Annotated in this window: 23 protein-coding genes; 7 read left to right on the top strand and 16 right to left on the bottom strand. The window is 34.1% G+C overall.

From position 1 onward, the window contains the following. Positions 1 to 28 precede the first annotated feature (28 nt). The 10 genes from ftsY to recR all read right to left on the bottom strand — a co-directional run bounded on the left by ftsY (position 29) and on the right by recR (position 7,223). Positions 29 to 985 carry a signal recognition particle-docking protein FtsY gene (ftsY, locus tag BLT84_RS09430; protein WP_034890817.1) on the bottom strand — a complete coding sequence of 319 codons (957 nt, stop codon included), beginning with the start codon at positions 983 to 985 and terminating at the stop codon, positions 29 to 31. A 135-nt stretch (positions 986 to 1,120) separates the two neighbouring features. Continuing rightward, complete coding sequence (locus BLT84_RS09425; RefSeq protein ID WP_081891329.1) at positions 1,121 to 1,273, bottom strand: DUF4295 domain-containing protein; 153 nt, start codon at positions 1,271 to 1,273, stop codon at positions 1,121 to 1,123. Between the two features lie 7 nt (positions 1,274 to 1,280). Next, positions 1,281 to 1,463, bottom strand: a complete 183-nt coding sequence (rpmG, locus tag BLT84_RS09420; RefSeq protein ID WP_034890814.1) for a 50S ribosomal protein L33 — start codon at positions 1,461 to 1,463, stop codon at positions 1,281 to 1,283. 25 nt (positions 1,464 to 1,488) lie between these two features. Then, positions 1,489 to 1,728: a 50S ribosomal protein L28 gene (gene rpmB, locus BLT84_RS09415; protein ID WP_034890811.1), complete on the bottom strand. Its 240-nt coding sequence runs from the start codon at positions 1,726 to 1,728 to the stop codon at positions 1,489 to 1,491. 159 nt (positions 1,729 to 1,887) lie between these two features. Beyond that, positions 1,888 to 3,138 carry a competence/damage-inducible protein A gene (locus BLT84_RS09410; RefSeq protein WP_091264910.1) on the bottom strand — a complete coding sequence of 417 codons (1,251 nt, stop codon included), beginning with the start codon at positions 3,136 to 3,138 and terminating at the stop codon, positions 1,888 to 1,890. Beyond that, positions 3,138 to 3,479, bottom strand: a complete 342-nt coding sequence (locus tag BLT84_RS09405; protein WP_034890806.1) for an Hpt domain-containing protein — start codon at positions 3,477 to 3,479, stop codon at positions 3,138 to 3,140. Before BLT84_RS09405 ends, BLT84_RS09410 begins: the two co-directional genes overlap by 1 nt. After that, on the bottom strand, positions 3,480 to 4,094 hold the full coding sequence (locus tag BLT84_RS09400) for a fumarylacetoacetate hydrolase family protein (protein WP_091264909.1): 615 nt from the start codon (positions 4,092 to 4,094) through the stop codon (positions 3,480 to 3,482). It abuts the gene before it with no gap. Positions 4,095 to 4,119: 25 nt separating this feature from the next. Beyond that, complete coding sequence (locus tag BLT84_RS09395; RefSeq protein WP_091264906.1) at positions 4,120 to 4,896, bottom strand: 3'-5' exonuclease; 777 nt, start codon at positions 4,894 to 4,896, stop codon at positions 4,120 to 4,122. 167 nt (positions 4,897 to 5,063) lie between these two features. Continuing rightward, positions 5,064 to 6,377, bottom strand: coding sequence for a dihydrolipoamide acetyltransferase family protein (locus BLT84_RS09390; protein WP_091264902.1), 1,314 nt, complete (start codon positions 6,375 to 6,377; stop codon positions 5,064 to 5,066). Positions 6,378 to 6,605: 228 nt separating this feature from the next. After that, positions 6,606 to 7,223 (bottom strand): recombination mediator RecR, encoded by a 618-nt coding sequence (gene recR / locus BLT84_RS09385; protein ID WP_091264899.1) that lies wholly within the window; start codon positions 7,221 to 7,223, stop codon positions 6,606 to 6,608. 105 nt (positions 7,224 to 7,328) lie between these two features. On the opposite strand from recR, the gene BLT84_RS09380 reads away from it, so the two are divergent. Continuing rightward, a complete protein-coding gene (locus tag BLT84_RS09380; protein ID WP_091264896.1) occupies positions 7,329 to 8,774 on the top strand; it encodes a sodium:solute symporter in 1,446 nt (481 codons plus the stop codon). Here the strand turns inward: BLT84_RS09380 and BLT84_RS09375 are convergent. The 4 genes from BLT84_RS09375 to BLT84_RS09360 all read right to left on the bottom strand — a co-directional run bounded on the left by BLT84_RS09375 (position 8,745) and on the right by BLT84_RS09360 (position 12,606). Continuing rightward, positions 8,745 to 9,110 (bottom strand): CoA-binding protein, encoded by a 366-nt coding sequence (locus BLT84_RS09375; protein ID WP_034890791.1) that lies wholly within the window; start codon positions 9,108 to 9,110, stop codon positions 8,745 to 8,747. The two genes, BLT84_RS09380 and BLT84_RS09375, sit on opposite strands and share 30 nt — an antisense overlap. 206 nt (positions 9,111 to 9,316) lie before the next feature. After that, positions 9,317 to 10,327 (bottom strand): 3-oxoacyl-ACP synthase III family protein, encoded by a 1,011-nt coding sequence (locus tag BLT84_RS09370; RefSeq protein WP_091264892.1) that lies wholly within the window; start codon positions 10,325 to 10,327, stop codon positions 9,317 to 9,319. Between the two features lie 215 nt (positions 10,328 to 10,542). Then, positions 10,543 to 11,850 (bottom strand): ABC1 kinase family protein, encoded by a 1,308-nt coding sequence (locus BLT84_RS09365; protein WP_091264890.1) that lies wholly within the window; start codon positions 11,848 to 11,850, stop codon positions 10,543 to 10,545. Between the two features lie 69 nt (positions 11,851 to 11,919). Then, positions 11,920 to 12,606, bottom strand: a complete 687-nt coding sequence (locus tag BLT84_RS09360; protein WP_034890785.1) for a TetR family transcriptional regulator C-terminal domain-containing protein — start codon at positions 12,604 to 12,606, stop codon at positions 11,920 to 11,922. A 222-nt stretch (positions 12,607 to 12,828) separates the two neighbouring features. Between BLT84_RS09360 and htpG the strand changes: the two genes are divergently transcribed. Together htpG and BLT84_RS09350 are read left to right on the top strand one after the other, a co-directional pair. Further along, on the top strand, positions 12,829 to 14,715 hold the full coding sequence (htpG, locus tag BLT84_RS09355; protein WP_091264886.1) for a molecular chaperone HtpG: 1,887 nt from the start codon (positions 12,829 to 12,831) through the stop codon (positions 14,713 to 14,715). A 115-nt stretch (positions 14,716 to 14,830) separates the two neighbouring features. Continuing rightward, on the top strand, positions 14,831 to 15,658 hold the full coding sequence (locus BLT84_RS09350) for a hypothetical protein (RefSeq protein WP_091264882.1): 828 nt from the start codon (positions 14,831 to 14,833) through the stop codon (positions 15,656 to 15,658). 9 nt (positions 15,659 to 15,667) lie between these two features. On the opposite strand, the gene BLT84_RS09345 is transcribed toward BLT84_RS09350, so the two are convergent. Continuing rightward, positions 15,668 to 17,875: an ATP-binding protein gene (locus tag BLT84_RS09345; protein ID WP_091264880.1), complete on the bottom strand. Its 2,208-nt coding sequence runs from the start codon at positions 17,873 to 17,875 to the stop codon at positions 15,668 to 15,670. 182 nt (positions 17,876 to 18,057) lie between these two features. Here BLT84_RS09345 and BLT84_RS16235 point away from each other — a divergent pair, with 182 nt between their 5' ends. After that, on the top strand, positions 18,058 to 18,417 hold the full coding sequence (locus BLT84_RS16235) for a MauE/DoxX family redox-associated membrane protein (protein WP_091264876.1): 360 nt from the start codon (positions 18,058 to 18,060) through the stop codon (positions 18,415 to 18,417). A gap of 12 nt (positions 18,418 to 18,429) precedes the next feature. After that, positions 18,430 to 19,020: an alpha-ketoglutarate-dependent dioxygenase AlkB family protein gene (locus BLT84_RS09335; protein WP_091264872.1), complete on the top strand. Its 591-nt coding sequence runs from the start codon at positions 18,430 to 18,432 to the stop codon at positions 19,018 to 19,020. A gap of 82 nt (positions 19,021 to 19,102) precedes the next feature. On the opposite strand, the gene BLT84_RS09330 is transcribed toward BLT84_RS09335, so the two are convergent. Further along, positions 19,103 to 19,885, bottom strand: a complete 783-nt coding sequence (locus BLT84_RS09330; RefSeq protein ID WP_091264869.1) for a S1/P1 nuclease — start codon at positions 19,883 to 19,885, stop codon at positions 19,103 to 19,105. Between the two features lie 118 nt (positions 19,886 to 20,003). Here BLT84_RS09330 and BLT84_RS09325 point away from each other — a divergent pair, with 118 nt between their 5' ends. Next, positions 20,004 to 20,867 (top strand): SPFH domain-containing protein, encoded by an 864-nt coding sequence (locus tag BLT84_RS09325; RefSeq protein ID WP_091264865.1) that lies wholly within the window; start codon positions 20,004 to 20,006, stop codon positions 20,865 to 20,867. 3 nt (positions 20,868 to 20,870) lie between these two features. Continuing rightward, a complete protein-coding gene (locus BLT84_RS09320) occupies positions 20,871 to 21,356 on the top strand; it encodes a hypothetical protein (RefSeq protein ID WP_091264862.1) in 486 nt (161 codons plus the stop codon).

Raw genomic sequence — 21,356 nt, 5'->3', positions numbered from 1 at the left:
GGATTAATTTTAGGTATGATCGGCACCTCTATTTTTTAAAGAAAGAATCAACAAATTCGAATTTATTGAATACTTGAAGATCTTCGATACCTTCGCCTACACCAATATACTTTACAGGAATTTTAAATTGATCGCTAATACCTATCACCACACCACCTTTAGCCGTACCATCTAATTTAGTTACAGCAAGAGACGTTACTTCTGTTGCTGCTGTAAATTGTTTAGCCTGCTCAAAAGCATTCTGACCGGTAGAACCATCTAACACTAATAAAACTTCATGAGGAGCATCTGGAATTACCTTTTGCATCACACGCTTTACCTTAGTAAGCTCATTCATAAGATTCACTTTATTGTGCAATCTTCCTGCAGTATCAATAATTAGAACATCTACATCCTGCTTTACAGCACTTTGAACAGAATCAAAAGCTACCGATGCTGGATCACTACCCATTTGCTGTTTAACTATTGGCACCTGAGTTCTATCTGCCCAGATTTGAAGCTGATCTATTGCAGCAGCTCTAAATGTGTCTGCAGCTCCTAACATTACATTTTTACCTTCTTTCTTAAATTGATGAGCTAGTTTTCCAATGGTAGTTGTTTTTCCAACTCCGTTTACCCCTACAACCATAACCACGTAAGGTTTTTTACCTGCCGGAATTTGAAAACCATCACCTTCCCCACCACTAGTTTCAGAAAGTAAGGCAGCTATTTCTTCTCTTAATATTTCATTGAGCTCTTCTGTACCCAGGTATTTATCTCTGGCTACTCGCTCTTCAATTCTATTAATGATCTTGATAGTAGTTGCAACTCCTACATCACTACTAACCAACACATCCTCTAAATCATCTAAAACCTCATCATCTACTTTAGATTTACCAGCAACGGCTTTACTCATTTTAGAAAGGAAATTAGATTTAGATTTCTCTAATCCCTTGTCTAAAGTCTCCTTTTTCTCTTTGGAAAAAATCTTTTTAAATAAACTCATTATTTTTTGGACGTATTAAACTCAATATTATTGATATTTTAAACTATCAACACTTACAATTTAGCTGTAAATATACACAAAAAGGAAAAGCCGTCCAGATGACTCCGGACGGCTTTTAAAATATTTTGAAATAATTTACTTTTTGCTTAAAAAGTCATTTACGTTCTCTGGGACCATAATTGCTTCCACAAAAGTATATGCACCTGTTTTAGGTGATTTTACCATTTTGATGGCTTTAGTCAATCTCTTGGAACCTGTTTGTAATGATGCTACTGATTTCTTTGCCATGGCTTACTTATTTAATTTCTTTATGAACAGTCATTTTCTTAAGAATTGGGTTAAATTTCTTTAACTCCATTCTATCTGGCGTGTTCTTTTTATTTTTTGTTGTAATATATCTTGAAGTACCTGGTCTACCAGATTCTTTGTGCTCTGTACATTCTAAGATTACCTGTATTCTGTTACCTTTCTTTGCCATTTCTCTATATCTTAACGGTTAAGGATTATTTAGTTAAATAACCTTTTTCTCTCGCTTCTTTCATAACAGCAGAGATACCTTTTTTATTGATGTTTTTTAGTGCAGATGCAGAAACCTTTAAAGTTACCCATCTATCTTCCTCAGGAATATAAAAACGCTTCTTTAATAAGTTGATATTAAATCTACGCTTGGTTTTGTTCATGGCGTGAGAAACATTGTTCCCTACCATTGCTCTTTTACCTGTAAGCTCACAAACTCTTGACATTGCTTTATACTTTATTGTTATTTCAAAACAGGCTGCAAATTAACGATTTTTTTACATAACAGCCAACACAAAATTAAAAATAATTAGAGGTTTTTTTTGTGCCTTTAAAACTACCTGCCAGAGCAGCACTCCTCACCATACTTAATAAGTACTATATAATCAATTATGGTTCAATTCTTTAAGGAGTAATTCAAAAGCTTTATTCACCGCCTTATTCACCACTTGCTCTCTATTTTTCCCTAGTTGATATTCCACAGAAAAAACTCGATCTGGAGTAGCAACTCCTATAAAAACAGTACCAATCTCTACATCACTGTCTCCTTTAGCAGGGCCGGCATTTCCAGTGGTAGAAATAGCGTAATCAGAATTAAAGAGCTTCTTAGCATTTTCTGCCATTTTTTCTGCCACTTCCCCACTTACCACACTATATTTTTCAATAATATTAGCTGGTACATTAAGGATATCTTCTTTCATTTTTGTGGCGTAAGTAACCAATCCGCCTTTAAAACATCTAGAAGCCCCAGGATTTAATGTAAAAGCCGCAGCCAATTCTCCTCCTGTACAACTCTCGGCAAAACAAAGTGATTGTTGCTTAGATGCTAGAAGATTATTAATGCTCATAGCTATATCTTGATCTTCTCCATCTTTACTAGGCAAAATATCCTCTAAAAGTGGATAGATCTTTTCAAACTCTACCTCAATACTTTCTTTTAATTTTTCTTCATTATCCCCCTTCCCGGAAAGTCTTAATCGCACAGAACCATAACTAGGTAAATACGCTAGCTTTATATGTGCAGGTAGTGCTTCCTCCCATGCTTCGATCCTCTGGGCAATAGCGCTCTCCCCTAGCCCATAAGTTCTAATGGTTTTATGATAAATGAAAGGCCTATTAAAATCTGATATTAACTTAGGTATAACCTCATACTCCATCAAAGATTTCATTTCAAAAGGCACGCCGGGCATAGCAACAAAAACAGTCTTATCCTTTTCGATCCAGATTCCCGGTGCCGTTCCGTATTTATTAAAAAGCACTGTAGATTTAGAAAGAACCATTGCTTGGTCTCGGTTCATATCTGAAATTGGAGTAGAAACTATCTTTTCAAAAAGATTTTCTATATGATCCAGCACAGATTGATCTTTTACTAAATGATCTTCAAAATACTCACAAAAAGTATGTTTTGTAATGTCGTCTTTTGTGGGCCCAAGACCTCCAGTAATTATTACCAGATCTGCTCTTAAATTAGCATCCTTAAGCGTAGAAAGAATATGTTCTCTATTATCCTGTATAGAAGTGATCTGATTTACAGAAATTCCGATCTTATTTAGCTCTTTGGCAATAAAAACAGAATTTGTATCCACGATCTGACCGATCAAAATTTCATCACCAATAGTAATAATCTCTGCCGTCATTATAAACCGAAATCATTTTTTAGCTCTATTTCTGCTAAAGAGACTTTTTTAGAGATCTTATTACCAGCTTCCTTGGCGCTGGCATCATTTTTATTTTCTTTAGACCAAGCCTCTATAATAAGAACCTGATCCATTAATTGTAATCCAAATAATTCTAGATTTGGCTTCATCTTATGAGCAAACTGGTAAGCCAAACTAGGGTTATCATTATCTATTGCTTCGATCATAGAATTAACATCTGGCGGGATCTCTTCTAAAAAGGTTTGTACAATGATCTTTAAAAAATCCTCATCTCCCCCAGCCATTTCATTCACGCTGTCTAAGTTGTAACTTTTACTCATCTATTTTACTTGAATTGAAAACATTTCTTCTTTTTCTAAAAATCCTGTCAACCTATCATTAGGCTCTACTTTACCTACTCCTTCTGGAGTTCCGGTGAAAATAATATCGCCAATTTTCAGTGTAAAATATTGCGAAACATAGGCGATGATCTCATCTATCTTCCATAACATATCTGAAGTATTGCCCGATTGAACCTTTTGTTGATTCTTTTCTAAGCTAAAGTTAACATTATTTATATTCTGAAAAGCATTTTTATCTATCCATTTCTCACCAATAACCGCTGCTCCATCAAAAGATTTCGCCTTTTCCCAGGGTAACCCCTTTTCTTTCAATTCATTTTGAAGGTCTCTGGCAGTAAAATCTATTCCTAAACCTACTTCATCGTAATATTTATGAGCAAAGTTGGACTGAATATATTTTCCTACTTTCTTGATTTTAACCAACACTTCCACCTCATAATGCACATCATTACTGAAATCTGGAATAAAGAAAGGTTGCTTTTTTAATAAAATAGCGGTATCAGGCTTAAGAAATATTACCGGATCTTTAGGCTTTTCATTCTGAAGCTCAGAAATATGAGCTCCATAATTTCTACCAATACAGATTATTTTCATGGTCTATCCAATTTACTTTGAAAACTTATTTTAGCTTCGTATTCAACTTTCTTAATTTAATGGCAGTAAGAACTTTTTTAGTATATAACGGAAAATCTGCATTTTGGATCCATCCATAATAACCTGGCTCATCTTCCAATACTTTTTCTACATATTTACCTTTAAACTTTCCAAAAGCAAAAACTTCAGCTCCTTTTTTATCAAAAGCAATAAACCCTGCAAAGTCTGCAAAATTTCTTCTAGAACTATATTGTCCTAGCCACGATATATCATTTTCTAAATCTCCGTATCTATCTAACTGAGATTTCAACACCTCATATGTTGCATTGGTATCTGCCTCTGCAGAATGCGCTCCTTCTAAAGTCTCTCCGCAATAAAATTTATAGGCTGCAGAAAGCGTTCTCTGCTCCATTTTATGAAAGATAGTCTGTACATCTACAGAAACTACATTTTTCATATCAAAATCTACATCTGCTCTTAATAATTCTTCTACTAGTAATGGAATATCAAACCTATTAGAATTAAATCCTCCAAGATCACACCCCTTTATCATTTCATGAACTTTAGGGGCTAACTCTCTAAAAGTAGGCTCATTTTCCACACGTTCATTAGAAATACCATGAATCTCAATTACTTCAGCAGGGATCTTCATCTCCGGATTTACCAGCCAAGTTTTACTTTCTTTATTTCCGTTAGGAAAAACCTTTAAAACTGATATTTCTACAATACGATCTTTAGCCACATTTGTCCCCGTAGTTTCCAGATCAAAAAAACAAATTGGCTTAGTAAGTTTCAACTCCATAAATGAATGCTTAATTTTCGCAAAGATACTATAAAAATATCGGGGCAGTACCCATATTTGCAAGAGAAGACACCAGACAGCGGCATATATTATTGAAATAGAAAAACCGCTTAAAATGCCTTTATCGAGCTTTCTAAACGGTTTATTAAACTTATATGGAGTACTTATTAAACCACTCTATTTTTATCAAAAGATTCTAAATATTGCGCAACTCTTTGAACAAACTGTCCACCTAGAGCTCCATTTACAACTCTATGGTCATAACTATGAGATAGTATCATTTTATATCTTATACCTATAAAATCACCCTCTGGAGTTTCTATAACAGCTGGTACTTTTCTAATTGCACCCAACGCTAAAATTGCCACTTGTGGTTGATTAATAATAGGAGTTCCCATAATACTTCCAAAAGTACCTACGTTGGTAACTGTATAAGTACCACCTTGAATATCATCTGGCTTTAATTTATTTGCTCGGGCTCTGTTAGCAAGATCATTCACTTCTTTCGCCAAGCCTACTAAATTTAGTCTGTCTGCGTTTTTAATAACAGGAACAATAAGGTTACCATCTGGTAACGCTGCTGCCATCCCTAAGTTGATGTTTTTCTTTTTGATGATAGTATCTCCATCTACAGAGATATTGATCATAGGGAAATCTTTAATGGCCTTTGCAATCGCCTCCATGAAAATTGGAGTAAAAGTCAATTTCTCACCTTCGCGCTTAGCAAAAGCATCTTTATGCTTATTTCTCCAATTCCAGATAGTTGTTACATCTACTTCTATAAAAGATTGAACATGGGCTGAAGTTTGATTACTCTGCACCATATGATGAGCGATCATCTTACCCATTCTGGTCATTTCAATAATCTCATCTTCTCCATTTACACTTACAGGAGCAGCTTTTTGCTGAACAGGAGCACTTGCTGCTGGTTTAGCGGAAGCTACTGGCTGAGATGCCGGCGTTGATGATCTATTTTCTACATAATCTAAAATGTCATTCTTTGTAACACGACCTTCTTTTCCCGATCCCTGAACTTTTTCTAATTCTTCTAAAGAGATCCCTTCTTGCTTGGCAATATTCTTTACCAAGGGAGAATAAAATCTATCTGAATCTGAAAAATCTGTTGAACTATGAGATGTTGTATTATCTTTAGCAGCAGTTACAGTATTTTCTACATCTTTTACCATGGCATCTGAAGGCGCAGCTTCAGATTGAGAAGAATTTTCCTCTTCACCATCACCATCCGTCTCTATAATGGCTATAGTTTGACCAACTTTTACAACATCATCGGTTTGAAAAAGGATTTCCACCAACTTTCCATCAACCTCACTTGGCACTTCACTATCTACTTTATCTGTAGCAATTTCAAGTACCGCTTCATCTGCCTCGATGGTATCTCCAACTTCTTTTAACCAATTAGTAATTGTTGCTTCCGCAACACTCTCGCCCATTTTGGGTAATTTAAGTTCAAACTTTGCCATATTCTTATCTCAAAGATGTTTTTTATAATTATGATTGCGAAATTACTAAATTTTACTTTTAAGAAATATTAAATATTTAATAAATAAAATTTAACAAAACCCACTGCAATCGCTTTAATTTCTCTTTTGGCTTAAAATACAATTTCAAAAGCATTAATTAACTGTATAATCATTGTTTTAAGCCATTCTGTGTTATATTTCTGAAAGCAACTTACAACTTAGGCTCTTTTAATTTTTTAAGGAACTTTCAAAAGGTACTCTATTAGTGATACTTCTTCCTAAAGTTACCTCATCTGCAAATTCCAGTTCATCTCCTACAGAAATACCTCGAGCAATAGTTGAAGTTTTGATCGCAGCCCCTTCCAATTGTTTAAATATATAGAAATTGGTAGTATCTCCTTCCAAAGTGCTGCTCAATGCAAAAATGATCTCTTCTACTTCTCCTAACTTCACTTTATCTATTAGCGATTTAATAGTAAGTTGAGAGGGACCTATTCCATCCATAGGACTTATCTTGCCTCCCAATACATGATATAGACCTCGATACTGACCCGTATTTTCAATAGCCATAACATCCCTAATATCTTCCACCACACAAACTATCTCTTTTAATCTGTTTGGATTAGCGCAAATATCACAAATTCTAGTATCGCTAATATTATGACAGTTCTCACAAAGCTTTATTTGGGTTCTTAGATTTGTAAGCGCCCCAGAAAGTTGCACGGTTTGAGATTCTGGTTGCTTTAGTAAATGTAATACCAATCTTAATGCGGTACGCTTTCCTATTCCCGGAAGTTGAGACATTTCGGCCACGGCCTGTTCTAATAATTTAGATGAAAAATCCATGGTTCAAAAATACACAATTTTGATGCATCTCCATAAATTTAAGAAGAAGGGAACTTCAAATTGTTCAACACATTATTTGTAATTTGCGACCGCAAAAATATTTTCATGCAATCAACTTATATTCTGCTGCTCATTGCAGCTTATTTTGGAGTACTTATTTTGATCTCCTTCCTTACCGGAAAAAATTCAGACAATGCAGCATTTTTTAAAGCTAACAGGCAATCTCCCTGGTATATAGTTGCTTTTGGGATGATTGGCGCTTCTTTAAGCGGAGTAACCTTTATATCTGTTCCCGGTTTAATAGAATCTAATCAATTCAGTTATTTTCAGGTAGTTTTGGGATATACCTTGGGATATCTCGTAATTGGAACAGTGCTGCTACCACTCTATTATAAGATGAACCTTATTTCTATCTATACCTATTTAGAGGAAAGGTTTGGTAGGTATTCTTATAAAACCGGAGCTTCATTTTTCTTATTATCTAGAATTGTGGGCGCCAGTTTTAGACTTTTTCTTGTTGCAAATGTTTTACAAATCATACTGTTCGATAATTTAGGAATACCCTTTTGGGCTACGGTAGTAATGACCATTGCTCTTATTTGGCTATATACCTTTAGATCTGGAATTAAAACCATTGTCTATACAGATACTTTACAAACCCTATGTATGCTAATTGCTGTAGGTGTTAGCATCTATTATGTCTCAGATGATCTTGGTATACAAGGAGCAGACCTAATTTCTCATATCACAAATAGTGAACTTTCTAAGATCTTCTTTTTCGATGACTATAAAAGTGCAGATTACTTCTGGAAGCAGTTTATTTCTGGTGCGTTTATAGCAATAGTAATGACAGGTCTAGATCAGGATATGATGCAAAAAAATCTTACCTGTAGAAATTTGAAAGATGCACAGAAGAACATGTTTTGGTTTACTATTGTGCTAGTTTTCGTAAATCTATTCTTTATGGCTTTAGGAATATTACTTACAGAATACGCCAGACAAAACGGAATTGATGCTTCTAAAGATGACCTTTTTCCAGTAATAGCAACACAAAGTGGCCTAGGAATAGGAATAGCAACTTTCTTTGTTCTTGGATTGATAGCTGCAGCTTATAGTAGTGCAGATAGCGCATTAACTTCTCTTACAACCTCTTTTAGTATTGATATTATTGATATTGAAAGAAGATTTAGCCCTGCTAGGCAAGAAAGTATCAGAAAGCAAATTCATATAGCCATTTCAATATTGTTGATCTTGGTAATAGTATCTTTTAAATACTTTATAAAAGATGAAAGTGTGATTGCTAAGCTATTCGTATTTACCGGCTATACCTATGGCCCACTATTAGGTCTATTTAGTTTCGGAATGTTTACCAAATGGCAGGTTAAAGATAAACTGGTGCCCATTATTGCAATTCTATCTCCTATCCTAAGTTACTTTATTAGCGTAAATAGCTTAGCTTGGTTTGGCTTTGAATTTGGTTTCTTTATTCTAATATTAAATGGAGCATTAACCTTTCTTGGTCTAGTATTGATTCGTACCCAACATCACTAACGTACAGGCCACTTCTATCTCAATATTATTTGCTTTTAGCAATTTATAGAATTCAGGATTTTCTGTTCCCGGATTAAAAATCACCCTAATTGGTTGTAAGGATATTATATATTCGTAATATTCTACCTGCCTTTTAGGGTTTAGATATAATGTAACGGTATCTATTTCCGGAAAATCTTCTAACGCTGTAGTAATTGAGATTCCTGCAACTTCCCCTTTTCTAAGTCCAATTGCAACTACGGGTTGATCGTAGGTTACCAATCTATTAATAGCAATATTCGAATATCTAGATGGATTGGTAGATGCACCTAGCACTAATGTTTTTTTCTTTTCCATAAAACAAAGTTACAGCATTATTAAGATTGTAACAAAATAGAAATTTCTCGGTCCTTATAAAAAATATGAGATCTACATTTTAAAGCTCTTCTTAAGCTTAATGAGCAGCGATGTTAACTCTTGAAGATTCTATTTGTTTATTTATTAGCAAAAAACCCGAGCTTTGGTTGAGCTCGGGTTTTTAATTCTATAAAGCTAATTTTATTTTACCATTCTATTATAGCACTTCCCCAAGTAAATCCGCTTCCAAAGGCTGCTAATACAACTATATCTCCTTCTTTTATTTTTCCTTGTTCCCAGGCTTCTGTAAGCGCTATAGGTATGGAGGCAGCTGTTGTATTTCCATATTTCTGAATATTATTAAAAACCTTATCATCTGGCAATTTAAATTTCTGCTGAATAAATTGAGAGATTCTCAAATTAGCCTGATGTGGTATTAACATATCTATATCTTTAACCTCCAGACCATTTGCAACTAAGCCTTCATTAATTACCTCAGAAAAACGCTGTATAGCATGTTTAAACACAAATTGTCCATTCATGTATGGATAATATGGAATATCATCTCCTTGCGGATTTTCAGCTATTATTTCTGGTACCCAATGTTCTGTACTAGGACCTTTTAAAGATAATTCTAAAGCATGCTTTCCTTCAGAATGAAGATGAGTAGATAATATGCCTTGTCCTAAATGAGCACTTCTAGTAACTACCGCAGCACCAGCTCCATCGCCAAAGATAACAGAGACAGACCTACCTCTTGTAGTAAAGTCTAAACCTCCACTATGGTTTTCACTTCCAATAACTAAGATATTCTTGTACATCCCGGTTTTTATGAATTGGTCTGCCACAGATAGTGCGTATACAAACCCACTACATTGGTTTCTTACATCTAACGAAGGACAAGTATCTATATCTAATATTTCCTGTACTTGTACACCACATCCAGGAAAATAGTAATCTGGACTTAAGGTGGCAAAAATGATGAAATCTATATCATCTTTAGAAATATTAGCACGCTCTATAGCTATCTTTGCTGCTTTTGCCCCCATTACAGAGGTAGAATTACCATCGCCTTTCTTTATATGATGACGCTCCTTAATTCCCGTACGCTCTTGGATCCACGCATCATTGGTATCCATTAATTTTGAAAGGTCTTCGTTAGTTACCACATTCTCCGGCACGTAACTTCCTAGCCCGGCAATTTTAGATTGATACATTCTTGAAAATTATGTAATTAATAATTATTGCTATTAAATTTAAGCATTTAATAATTTTTTGCGGCGCAATATAAGAAACATTAACATCCAAATACTAGTAAGAAGTTGCATTTCAATCGCTCGATCTTTGATTTACCATATAAAAAGTATAAAAATGCGAAAAGCGTGCCTTAAGTTTAAGACACGCTTTTCTAACAACCTAACCAATAAAAACCTTATATATATTTTTTATAATTGTTAATTTCAACCTTAGCTTCTAGATCATGCAATAAATTATATAACCCAAAGAATGTTCTGTTGATATAAAGAAAATGCTTACTACCTCTATTACCATTCATTTTTCTAAGCTCTGTATCTTTACTATATTTCTCACTAAGAGCGGTAATGCTCTCCCAAAAAGATCCATCAGCAAAATCAAAAGTTTCTTTATGAAAAGGGCTTGTAAATAAACTTAACATTTGATAGAATAGTTCAGAAAAGAATTTGATCTCTTTTTCCGAATCGTCTGCTCTTAAAATCTCAAGCTCAAAAAGCTTTTTATTAAAGAATTCAGGATCATTAATATTATCAATATTTGCAAGCTCAAAATAAGGAACATAAAAATCTTCTGGTACTTCTTTAATACAACCAAAATCTATTGCTATTAAATTAGCATCTTTATCTACCATGAAGTTTCCTGGATGTGGATCTGCATGAACTGCTCTTAATTGATGCATCTGATACATATAAAAATCCCATAAGGCCTGACCTAATTTATTAGCTTTATCCTGATCGTTATTTTCCTTGGCAAATTCACTTAAGTGCTTACCATCCATCCAATCCATTGTAATTATTCGCTCACTTGATAGCTCTTCATAATATTTTGGGAATCTAAGATTGGGAATATGTTGACAGGCCTTAGAGATGTTTTTACTTTGTTCAACTTCGAGTAGATAGTCTGTTTCTTCTAATAACTTACCCTCTACTTCTTTAAAATATTTACTAGAATCTTTACCTTGGAGATTGAACATTCTAGTTGCTATTGGTTTTACCATTGCAAGATCTGAACTGATACTGTCTGCAACCCCCGGATATTGGATTTTCACAGCAAGTTTCTTCCCATCTTTTGTTGCCTTATGCACCTGTCCGATGCTAGCGGCGTTAACGGATTGGGTTGCAAACGTATCATACAGTTCTTCGGGATACTTCCCATTGTATTTTTTAAAGGTCTTTCTAACCAATGGAGCAGATAATGGAGGAACACTAAACTGTGCTAGAGAAAATTTTTCTACATATGCACTTGGCAGCAAACTCTTTTCCATAGATAACATCTGTGCTACTTTAAGCGCGCTACCTTTTAAACTCTTTAAGCCATCATATATGTCTGTAGCATTATTCTCATCCAGTTCATCTCTGGTTAACTGCGGGTCAAAAGCCTTTTTACTATAATATTTAAGATAATTACCACCAATTTTTACACCGGTCTGAACCATCTTAGATGTTCTTCCTAATTTCCCTGTTGGTATCTTATCTATAGTCTTCATAATTCTAAATATTTGGTAACCTAGCACAATATCACGTAGTGCTATAAAACTGTAAGGTTATTTTAGATCTTATCCCCTTCTTTCTTTCCAAAGAAATTTTCCTAAATCTAAAATTCTTTCTAAAGGAGTATTGTCAAAAAGATCAAACACTGTATTTACAGACTTTTCTATGGCAACATCTGTACTCTCAAATTTTGGAGAATTATCATCTTTCCAAAATTTTAAAATAAATAATAATTGTAACCAAGTAGCTTCAGAAAAAATTGTTTCAGGTTGTTTTAAGATCTTAACCGATTTATCTTCGTTACCCTCCTGAATCAATCCTCTGGCAAATTCTTTTACTCTCTTTCTTAAACCTTTTAATTGCTCAAGATTCTTCATCATCTCTGGCTCGTCTGAGAGTGTAAATAGCACATAACTTCTGTTTGCTGTAAGCAATTCAAAAAATGTATAGTAGAAAGTAAGTAGCTTTTCTCGAGTTGTGAAAGATTCAAATTCCGGACTTTGCATTAACAAGCTCATCGTATTATCATAAAACTCGTTCCAGATTCCTTTTCTTAATCCGTCAAAACTTCCATAGAATTCATAGAACTGATCTTCAGTAATACCATTGTCTTTACAAAATTTGTAAATATTCTTAGGCATAGTATCATGTTCCAAGACGTATTCCATATACATAGAAATTAATTTATTTCTATCCAATGTTAGAGGAAGTGCTTTCTTAGATTTCTCTGCTGTTGATTTCTTCTGTACCATATCAATTAATTCTAATGTAAATATACAAACTGTTTAACCTTTTTCAATAAACATCAAACAAAAATGTTTGTTAAATATATACGGGTTAATAATAGCTATGGTTTTAGACGGTTTAAATAGCTTATAATTACACAATGCCAGTTTGGCAGAATAATTTACTTGGTATTTTTTTTGACTATAATAAAAGACAGTAAATAAATTATTTAATTAAAATTCAATTATATGGCAACCGGAAATATTAATGTATCTGTAGAGAACATTTTTCCTCTTATAAAGAAGTTTCTTTATAGCGATCACGAGATCTTTCTTAGGGAGTTAATTTCTAACGCAACAGATGCGACCTTGAAATTAAAACATCTTACCAGTATTGGGGAGATAGATGTAGAATATGGAAATCCTAAAATAGAAGTTAAGGTTGATAAGGAGAATAAAACCCTTCATATCATAGACCAAGGAATTGGGATGACCAAAGAAGAAGTTGAGAAATACATCAACGAAGTGGCTTTTTCTGGAGCTGAAGAATTCTTAGAAAAATATAAAGACTCTGCCAAAGACAGTGGAATTATTGGCCATTTTGGACTAGGTTTCTATTCTGCATTTATGGTAGCCAATAAAGTAGAGATCTTTACTAAATCTTATAAAGATGAGCCAGCAGCACATTGGACTTGTGAAGGTTCTACAGAATTTACCTTAGAGACAGCAGACAAAACAGATCGCGGAACAGAGATCATTCTTCATATAAATGAAGAAGACAATCAATTCTTAGAAGAGAATAGAATTAGTGAACTACTTGTAAAGTATAACAAGTTTATGCCAGTGCCAATTAAATTTGGTACCACTCAAGAAGAATTACCTCTTCCAGAAGATGCTGCAGAAGATGCAAAAGCAGAAACTGTAGAAGTAGATAACATTATAAATAATCCTACTCCGGCGTGGACTAAGCAACCTACAGAGCTAGAAGATAAAGATTATAAAGATTTTTATAGAGAGCTGTATCCTATGCAGTTCGAAGATCCTTTGTTTCATATTCACTTAAATGTAGACTATCCATTTAACCTTACAGGAATTCTATATTTCCCAAAGATGGGACAGGATATGAATATTCAAAAGGATAAGATTCAACTTTATCAGAACCAAGTTTATGTTACCGATAATGTAGAAGGAATTGTTCCAGAATTCTTAACCATGTTGCGCGGTGTAATAGACTCTCCGGATATTCCATTGAATGTCTCTAGATCTTACTTACAGGCAGATGGTGCGGTTAAAAAGATCTCTAGCTATATTACTAGAAAAGTAGCAGATAAGCTGAAATCGCTCTTCACTAATAATCGAGAAGAATTTGAGAAAAAGTGGAATGATATTAAAATTGTGATTGAATACGGGATGCTTTCTGAAGATAAATTCTTTGAAAAAGCAGATAAATTTGCACTATATCCAACGGTAGATAATAAGTTTTACACTTTTGAAGAGTTGCAAGAGAGCATCAAAGATAATCATACCGATAAAGATGGTAATATGGTGATTCTTTATGCTTCCAACCAGGATGCTCAACACAGTTACATCCAAGCTGCAAAAGATAAAGGATATGAAGTACTCCTATTAGATTCTCCAATAGTTTCACATCTTATTCAAAAGTTAGAAAGCTCCAAAGAAAAGATTTCTTTTGTGAGAGTAGATAGTGATCATGTAGATAATTTAATTAAAAAGGATGACAATAAGATCTCTAAACTTTCTGAAGAGGAAAAAGAGAAATTAAAGACTGACTTTGAAAAGGTTGTGCCAAAAGAAAAATATTCCGTACAACTGGAAGCTATGGATAGTACCGCGGCTCCTCTTATAATTACTCAACCCGAGTTTATGAGAAGAATTAAGGAAATGCAGCAAACCGGTGGCGGTGGTATGTTTGGAATGGGAAATATGCCAGAGATGTACAATTTAGTGGTTAATACCAATCATGAATTGATCTCGGAGATCTTAAACTCTAATTCTGAGGAAAAACAAGAAAGATTGATCAAGCAATCTTTAGACCTAGCTCGTTTATCTCAAAACTTATTAAAAGGTGAAGAGCTTACTGCCTTTATCAAAAGAAGTTTTGAAATGGTAAAATAGAAAGCCAGTAAAATAAATTTGTAAAGAACCGTTCTAACTTAAGACAGAGTTAGGGCGGTTTTTAATTTTAAGTAGTTTTAGAAACCTTTTGTACATTCAATCAAAATAGAACTTTATGAAGAATGCATTCGTTTTAATCATGTTATTAGCACTTAGCGGCTGTAACCAAGCCCAGAAAAAAGATAGTAATATGGCAGAGCCAATAGAAACAGAACCAAACTCGGGTATTGGTGATGGCGCAGTATCTCCGGCGGTAGCATTTGCACAAAGTATAGAGAATACTCATAATAAAAGTGCTTGGAATGATCACACCGCAGTAGCGTTCGATATTAATTTGAAATTTGGTGGAAGTGAGCGTTTAAATGCTAAGATCACCAGTCTTACCAATTCTTCCAAGATCAGAATAGATAAAGAAAATGGAGACAAGCTGGTTTATGATGGAGCAGAAGTATTTTTATGTCCACAAACAGCTGTAGATAAAGGAGCAAGATTTGACATGTTTACGTGGCAATACTTCTTTGCAATGCCATTTAAACTAACAGATCCAGGAACTAACTGGGAAAGCATGCCAACTAGAAAGCAGGATAGTATGGAGTACCCAACGGGAAGATTAACATTTGGAGATAATATTGGAGATGCACCAGATGATTGGTATATTATTTATCAAAACCCAAAAAATAACTTACTACATGCTGCTGCTTATGTGGTAACATTTGGATCTGAATTAGAGAAAGCAAATGAGAACCCTCATGCTATAGTATATTCCAACTACGTAAAAGTTGATAGTGTTAATATGGCTACACATTGGGATTTTCACGAATGGAATGAAACGGATGGTATTGGCAAGAAATTAGGGGAAGCAGACCTTAGCGATATTGTATTTTTCGACGCTCAAGCCGATCTTTTTGAAAAGCCTGAAAATTCTAAAATTATAACAAAGTAATAGTAAATTCTAGGTTAAGACCTCAGCTTGAATATTTCTATAGATTACCTGGTAGAATGTTGAATTGTCGTAAGGTTTAACAATGATGTCATTCATACCGGCTTCATGAATTTCCTCACGAATTTCTTCAATCTCTACGGCGGTTAATGCAATTATAGGAATTACTGGATTAAACAATCTTATCATTCTTGTTGCTTCCAGTCCGGAAATTCCCGGCATGTTGAGGTCCATTAAAACCAGATCAAAATGTTCATCTTTTATAGCATCTACTGCAGCTATCCCATTATCACGAATCTCACATCTAAAGGATTTTTGCTCTAGGATTCTTTGGGTTACTACCTGATTTATTCTATTATCATCTACCACTAATATGCGCTTACCAACGGCATTTTGTTGCATTTGAATATCAGACTCGAGAACTCTAGAATCTGCTTTTTCCTGTTTTACATCTTTTTCGAATAAGATCTCAAAACTAAAAGTAGAGCCTACACCCTCTGTACTCTCCAAATGGATGTCTGAATCGAATAAGTTCAATAATTTCTTTACAATTGGAAGTCCAAGTCCGGTTCCCTGATAGTTATAGTTAGAAGATTTAAGTTGAGAGAATTCTTCAAAGATCATTTGCTGCTTATTTTCAGGAATCCCCAAACCATCATCCTTAATATCAAAATGTATCCTCACCATATTATCCTCTTCTTCAGCTATCAATTTTAGCTTTAACCAGATGTTACCACGTTCATTGAACTTCATAGCATTTCCAACTAGATTCATCAGAATTTGGGAAAGTCGAACAGGGTCTCCTATAATATTTTTAGGAATTGCAGGATCAAAATCCAGGTGAATAACGTTTTTATTTTGAAGTCGAGTAAATTCAAAAGACTTCACAATACTATTCATAAGATCTGTAAGATTAAATGATAAATGCTCCAACTTTAATAGATTGGATTCCATTTTATTCATTTGCAATACATCATTAATAAGAGCCAGAAGATAATCTGCAGAGAATTTAAGCGATTGTAGGTCGCTTTCATGCTTTTGAAGGGATTTATCTTCTAATAAGATTGAAGTAAGACCAATAACTCCGTAAAGAGGTGTTCTTAACTCATGACTAATGGTAGAAAAGAACTTGGTTTTTAAAACTGTTAATCGCTCTGCTTGTTCTTTTGCATTTATCAGTTCTGTATTCTTAACACTCAGTTCTGATATTAGTTTACGCCTAGACCTATTTATGAAATACAAAGCCATTAAGATGAAAATAAGTACAAGTGAAGAGATAATAAGAATAAACATCTTCTCTCTAGATTTTTCTATGACCTCATCCTTAAAAAGTTGTTCTTTTTTGGCTACTTCAAGATCCTTTTGATATTCACTTACGTCAAATCTTGCATTGGCAGACTCTATTTGATAGATCTTATCATTCTCAAAGATCTTATCCTTAAGTTCAACATTTTTTTTAAGCGCTAAAAATGCTTCCTGATACTCTCCTTTGCTATATAAAAGTTTTGCATATTCATCATAAGCATGAGAAGATTCTAATATTAAGCCCTTCTTATCTGCAATCGCTATTGCATATTCTAAATACGGCTTGGCTTTATCAAGTTCACCAATTCCCATATAATATCTACCGGATATATATTCTATAAATGTATTTTCTTCCTCCGGCAAGTATTCATCTTTAATAGCTCGTGCTCTTTTGATATAAGGCGCTGCTTTCTCGTATTTTTTATTATCAATGTACGTCCATGCTATATTTAAGGTGGGAGAAAAAGATTTATCTGTCATCCCCAATTTATCGGTTAGCTCTATAGTCTTAAGATAATAATCTATCCCTTTTTGAGTGGTGTTCTTGTCTTCAGAATAGGTGTTCCCAAGATCATTATAAGCCCCAATAAGAATGGTATCATTCTTTAAATTTAGCGCATGTCCTAATGCTTCCACATAATGTTTTCTAGACCTAAGGGTATCATTTAGATCTTGATAACTGTGTCCTAAAAGTTTATTTCCTTGATATTTGTAATAGAGATCTCCATCTACACTTGCTTCCTCTAGCAAGGTCATAGCTTTTTCTATTGCTTCCTTATAATCATACTGTTTGTGCTCTTCTTCGGCTTCTACATAAATAGATTCCAGACATGCCAATCTCGAAGAATCGCTCTGCGCATAAGAATAACTAAAGCTTAATATAATTAGTAAGAATATGAAGTAATTTTTCTTCAATAGCGTTAAGTTTATAAAGATTAGATTTCGGGGTGGGAAGTTACTCTAATTAAGAGTATTAAACAATTATCTGAATAACAAAAACCTAGAAAAACTGCAATTAGATTTATATTTTGAGACTAGGCTTGATATAATGACAATTAATTCTTAATATTTACTACAATAACTTAAATTAGAATTTTATGAACTATCCATGGCATTTGTACTTAATGGGATTTATGTATATCCTTGCTGGCTGTATCCATTTTATTAAACCCAAGGCCTACATGCGAATAATGCCTAGATATTTACCTGCGCACAAGAGTCTGGTATATCTTAGTGGTTTAGCAGAAATACTCTTAGGAATAGGTCTATTCTTTCCGGAAACAAAGAATATTTCAATATACCTGATCATATTAATGTTACTCGTTTTTTTAATGGTACATTTTTATATGCTTTCTTCTAAAAAAGCAGCTGCAGGTATACCACGGTGGGCACTATTTCTTAGAATTCCGTTACAGTTTTTATTAATATGGTGGGCGTATTTTTATCTCCCTCTATAATTATTAACGAAGATGAAAACAGACCTGAAAATTTATGATCTTATAGATGCAGAGATCTGGTATTATCCGAATTTCTTATCTGCTCCAATTGCAAATACGTATTACAACTTCCTATTAAATAATTTAGATTGGAAACAATACGATATTAAGATCTTTGGAAAATTGATTCCTCAACCCAGATTAGCATCTTTATATGCCATTAACTCTCAGGCTTATTCTTACTCCAATCTCACCTTGCACCCCAAATCTTATCCTTCAGAATTACTAAATATTTCGAAGGAGCTGGAAAAATTGACAGATCTAAAATTCACTCATTGCCTCGCAAATCTTTATAGAAATGGTAATGACAGTATGGGGTGGCATGCAGATAATGAGAAGGAACTTGGGCCAAACCCTATAATTGCTTCTGTAAGTTTAGGAGCAGAGCGAAAATTTCAGCTAAAACATAAAGAACGTAAAGATCAACGATTTGAACTTCATCTAAAGCATGGTAGTTTATTAATAATGAAAGGTAAAACTCAACACTTCTGGAAACACCAGCTACCAAAAACTAAAAAGATCGATACTCCCAGAATAAATCTCACCTTCAGAACCATCCTCTAATTTTACTTTAAAAAAAAGATCGGCTACTTTAAGAGTAGCCGATCTTTTTTAATTTATAAACTTTAAAAGTTCAGAATAAATTCTAGTTGTAGATCTCATTTAATACCGATGCTAATCTTAATCCGCCCTTTTCTAATTGCTCTCTAACCACAGGAAACCAGTCATACATATATCTGTAGCTTAACTTTTCACCTATATCTGCAGAATTATATACTTTTTCACTTAACATCTTAGACTCGTACATCCAATCCTCAAAAGATCCGGCAGTGATCGTTCTTCGCTCAGTTTCCGAAAATTTCACGGTGTTATTTGCAAGTTCAGAAAAGCTCATGTCATAACTATCAATCATATCACTATCCCATAATCTGTGTAAATTGGATCCATCATTAAACCATCTAATTTGAATATCATTCCCTCCTTTATCTTCTCCTCTACCAGTATGAAGCGGTTGATGAAGATCTCCCATAAAATGGATCAACATTTTTAGATAGAATTCTTTATCATCTTTACTACTGTTCTTGTCTTTAAGAACTTTTACGCATTTTCTAAGACCTTGGAGAAGATCTCCTTTTTCATTAGCATCTTCTGCTTTATATTCAGTAGCATCTTTAGGAAGGTTCACATAATGATAAACTCCAAATTCCCTAAATCTTGGATCACTTTTAATTTCATCGGCAAAAGTAGAAACTAAAGCTAAACTTTGACCCTTCAAAATTTTAGCAATTTCTTTTCTAGCTTCTTTAGACAGATGTTTGGAGGCAACCTCTGCAGTAGTTCTATGCCCAGTTTGTCCCCAGTAATAATTAGCAGAAAATCCTGAAATACCGGATAACATTAATGCTATTGCTACAATAATATGTTTCATAAGATCAATTTTTTCACAAATATATAGAACCTCAACCTTTTTACTCTAAAAAAACTTAATACTAAATTTAATATAGTATATTTATGATATCATTTTAATATCAACTAATTCTAAAATTATGACAACCAACGAAAAAACGTTAAAACCACCAAGTGGCTATATTATGCTGTTTGTGATCTTCTTCTTTCTTATTATAGGAGTTGGAGGTATAATAGCATTAAAAAGTGGATGGTTTATACTTCTCATTATTTTATCGCTTCTTTTGGCTATGGGTTTGATCTTAGTGAATCCAAATGAATCTCGAGTACTATTATTGTTCGGGGATTACACAGGTACTGTAAAAAGCAATGGTTTGTTTTGGGTGAATCCATTCTATACAAAGAAGAAGATCTCTCTTAGAGCACGAAATTTTGATAGTGAAAGACTGAAGGTAAATGATAAGCTTGGAAACCCTATAATGATAAGCACCATTTTAGTATGGCGCGTAGAAGACACCTATAAAGCTTCCTTTGACGTTAATAACTTCGAGAATTTTGTGGTGGTACAAACAGATGCTGCAGTTAGAAAATTAGCAAGTTTGTATCCGTATGATAATTTTGCAGATGAAGGTCTGGATGAAGATATTACCTTAAGAGCCAGTGTAAATGAAGTAAGTGAGGCGTTGGAGAAAGAATTAGAAGAGCGTTTAGACATTGCCGGAATTGAAGTTTTGGAGGCACGAATAGGATATTTGGCGTATGCCAATGAGATTGCCAGTGCAATGCTAAAAAGGCAACAAGCCACTGCTATTGTTGCAGCAAGATATAAAATTGTTGAGGGCGCAGTAAGTATGGTAGAAATGGCCTTAGATGAATTAAGCAGAAAAAATATTGTGCATCTGGATGATGAAAGACGTGCTGCAATGGTGAGTAACTTAATGGTGGTGCTTTGTAGCGATAAAGATGCCTCGCCAATTGTAAATGCAGGAACTCTCAATCATTAACAGATGCACGTTTTTAAAGAAGAACAGAAATTCAACCAGTGGTGGGTGTATGCCATTGTATTTTTTACCGGTGCAGGTTCTACTATCAGTATTTATAATGAGACTGATGGATTTACAAATTTTAAGGAAGCAGGACCTATTTTGTTTGGATTGTTCTTAATTGGCATCATGGTCTATCTATTTTCGTTACGACTAAAAACAAAAATAAGTAAAGTTGGTATAGAAGCTAATTTTAGACCCCTGCCTTTCTTTAAAAGAGAATATAGGTGGAATGAGATAGCTTCCTGCAATGTTAGAAAATACTCTGCTATTACAGAATATGGTGGATGGGGAATAAGAGGTTTATTTCCGACTAAAGCTTACACAGTTCGCGGGAGTTATGGCATTCAAATTGTAACCAAGGACAATGTGCATTTTTTGATAGGCACGCAAAAACCGGAAAAAGCAAAAGCAACCGTTAAGAGGTACACGCAGAAACATGAAAATTAA

The organism is Gillisia sp. Hel1_33_143 (assembly GCF_900104765.1).
Classification (GTDB): Bacteria; Bacteroidota; Bacteroidia; order Flavobacteriales; family Flavobacteriaceae; genus Gillisia.
The sequence above is the reverse complement of the archived record's forward strand: the minus strand, read 5'-3'. Positions and strand labels throughout refer to the sequence as shown.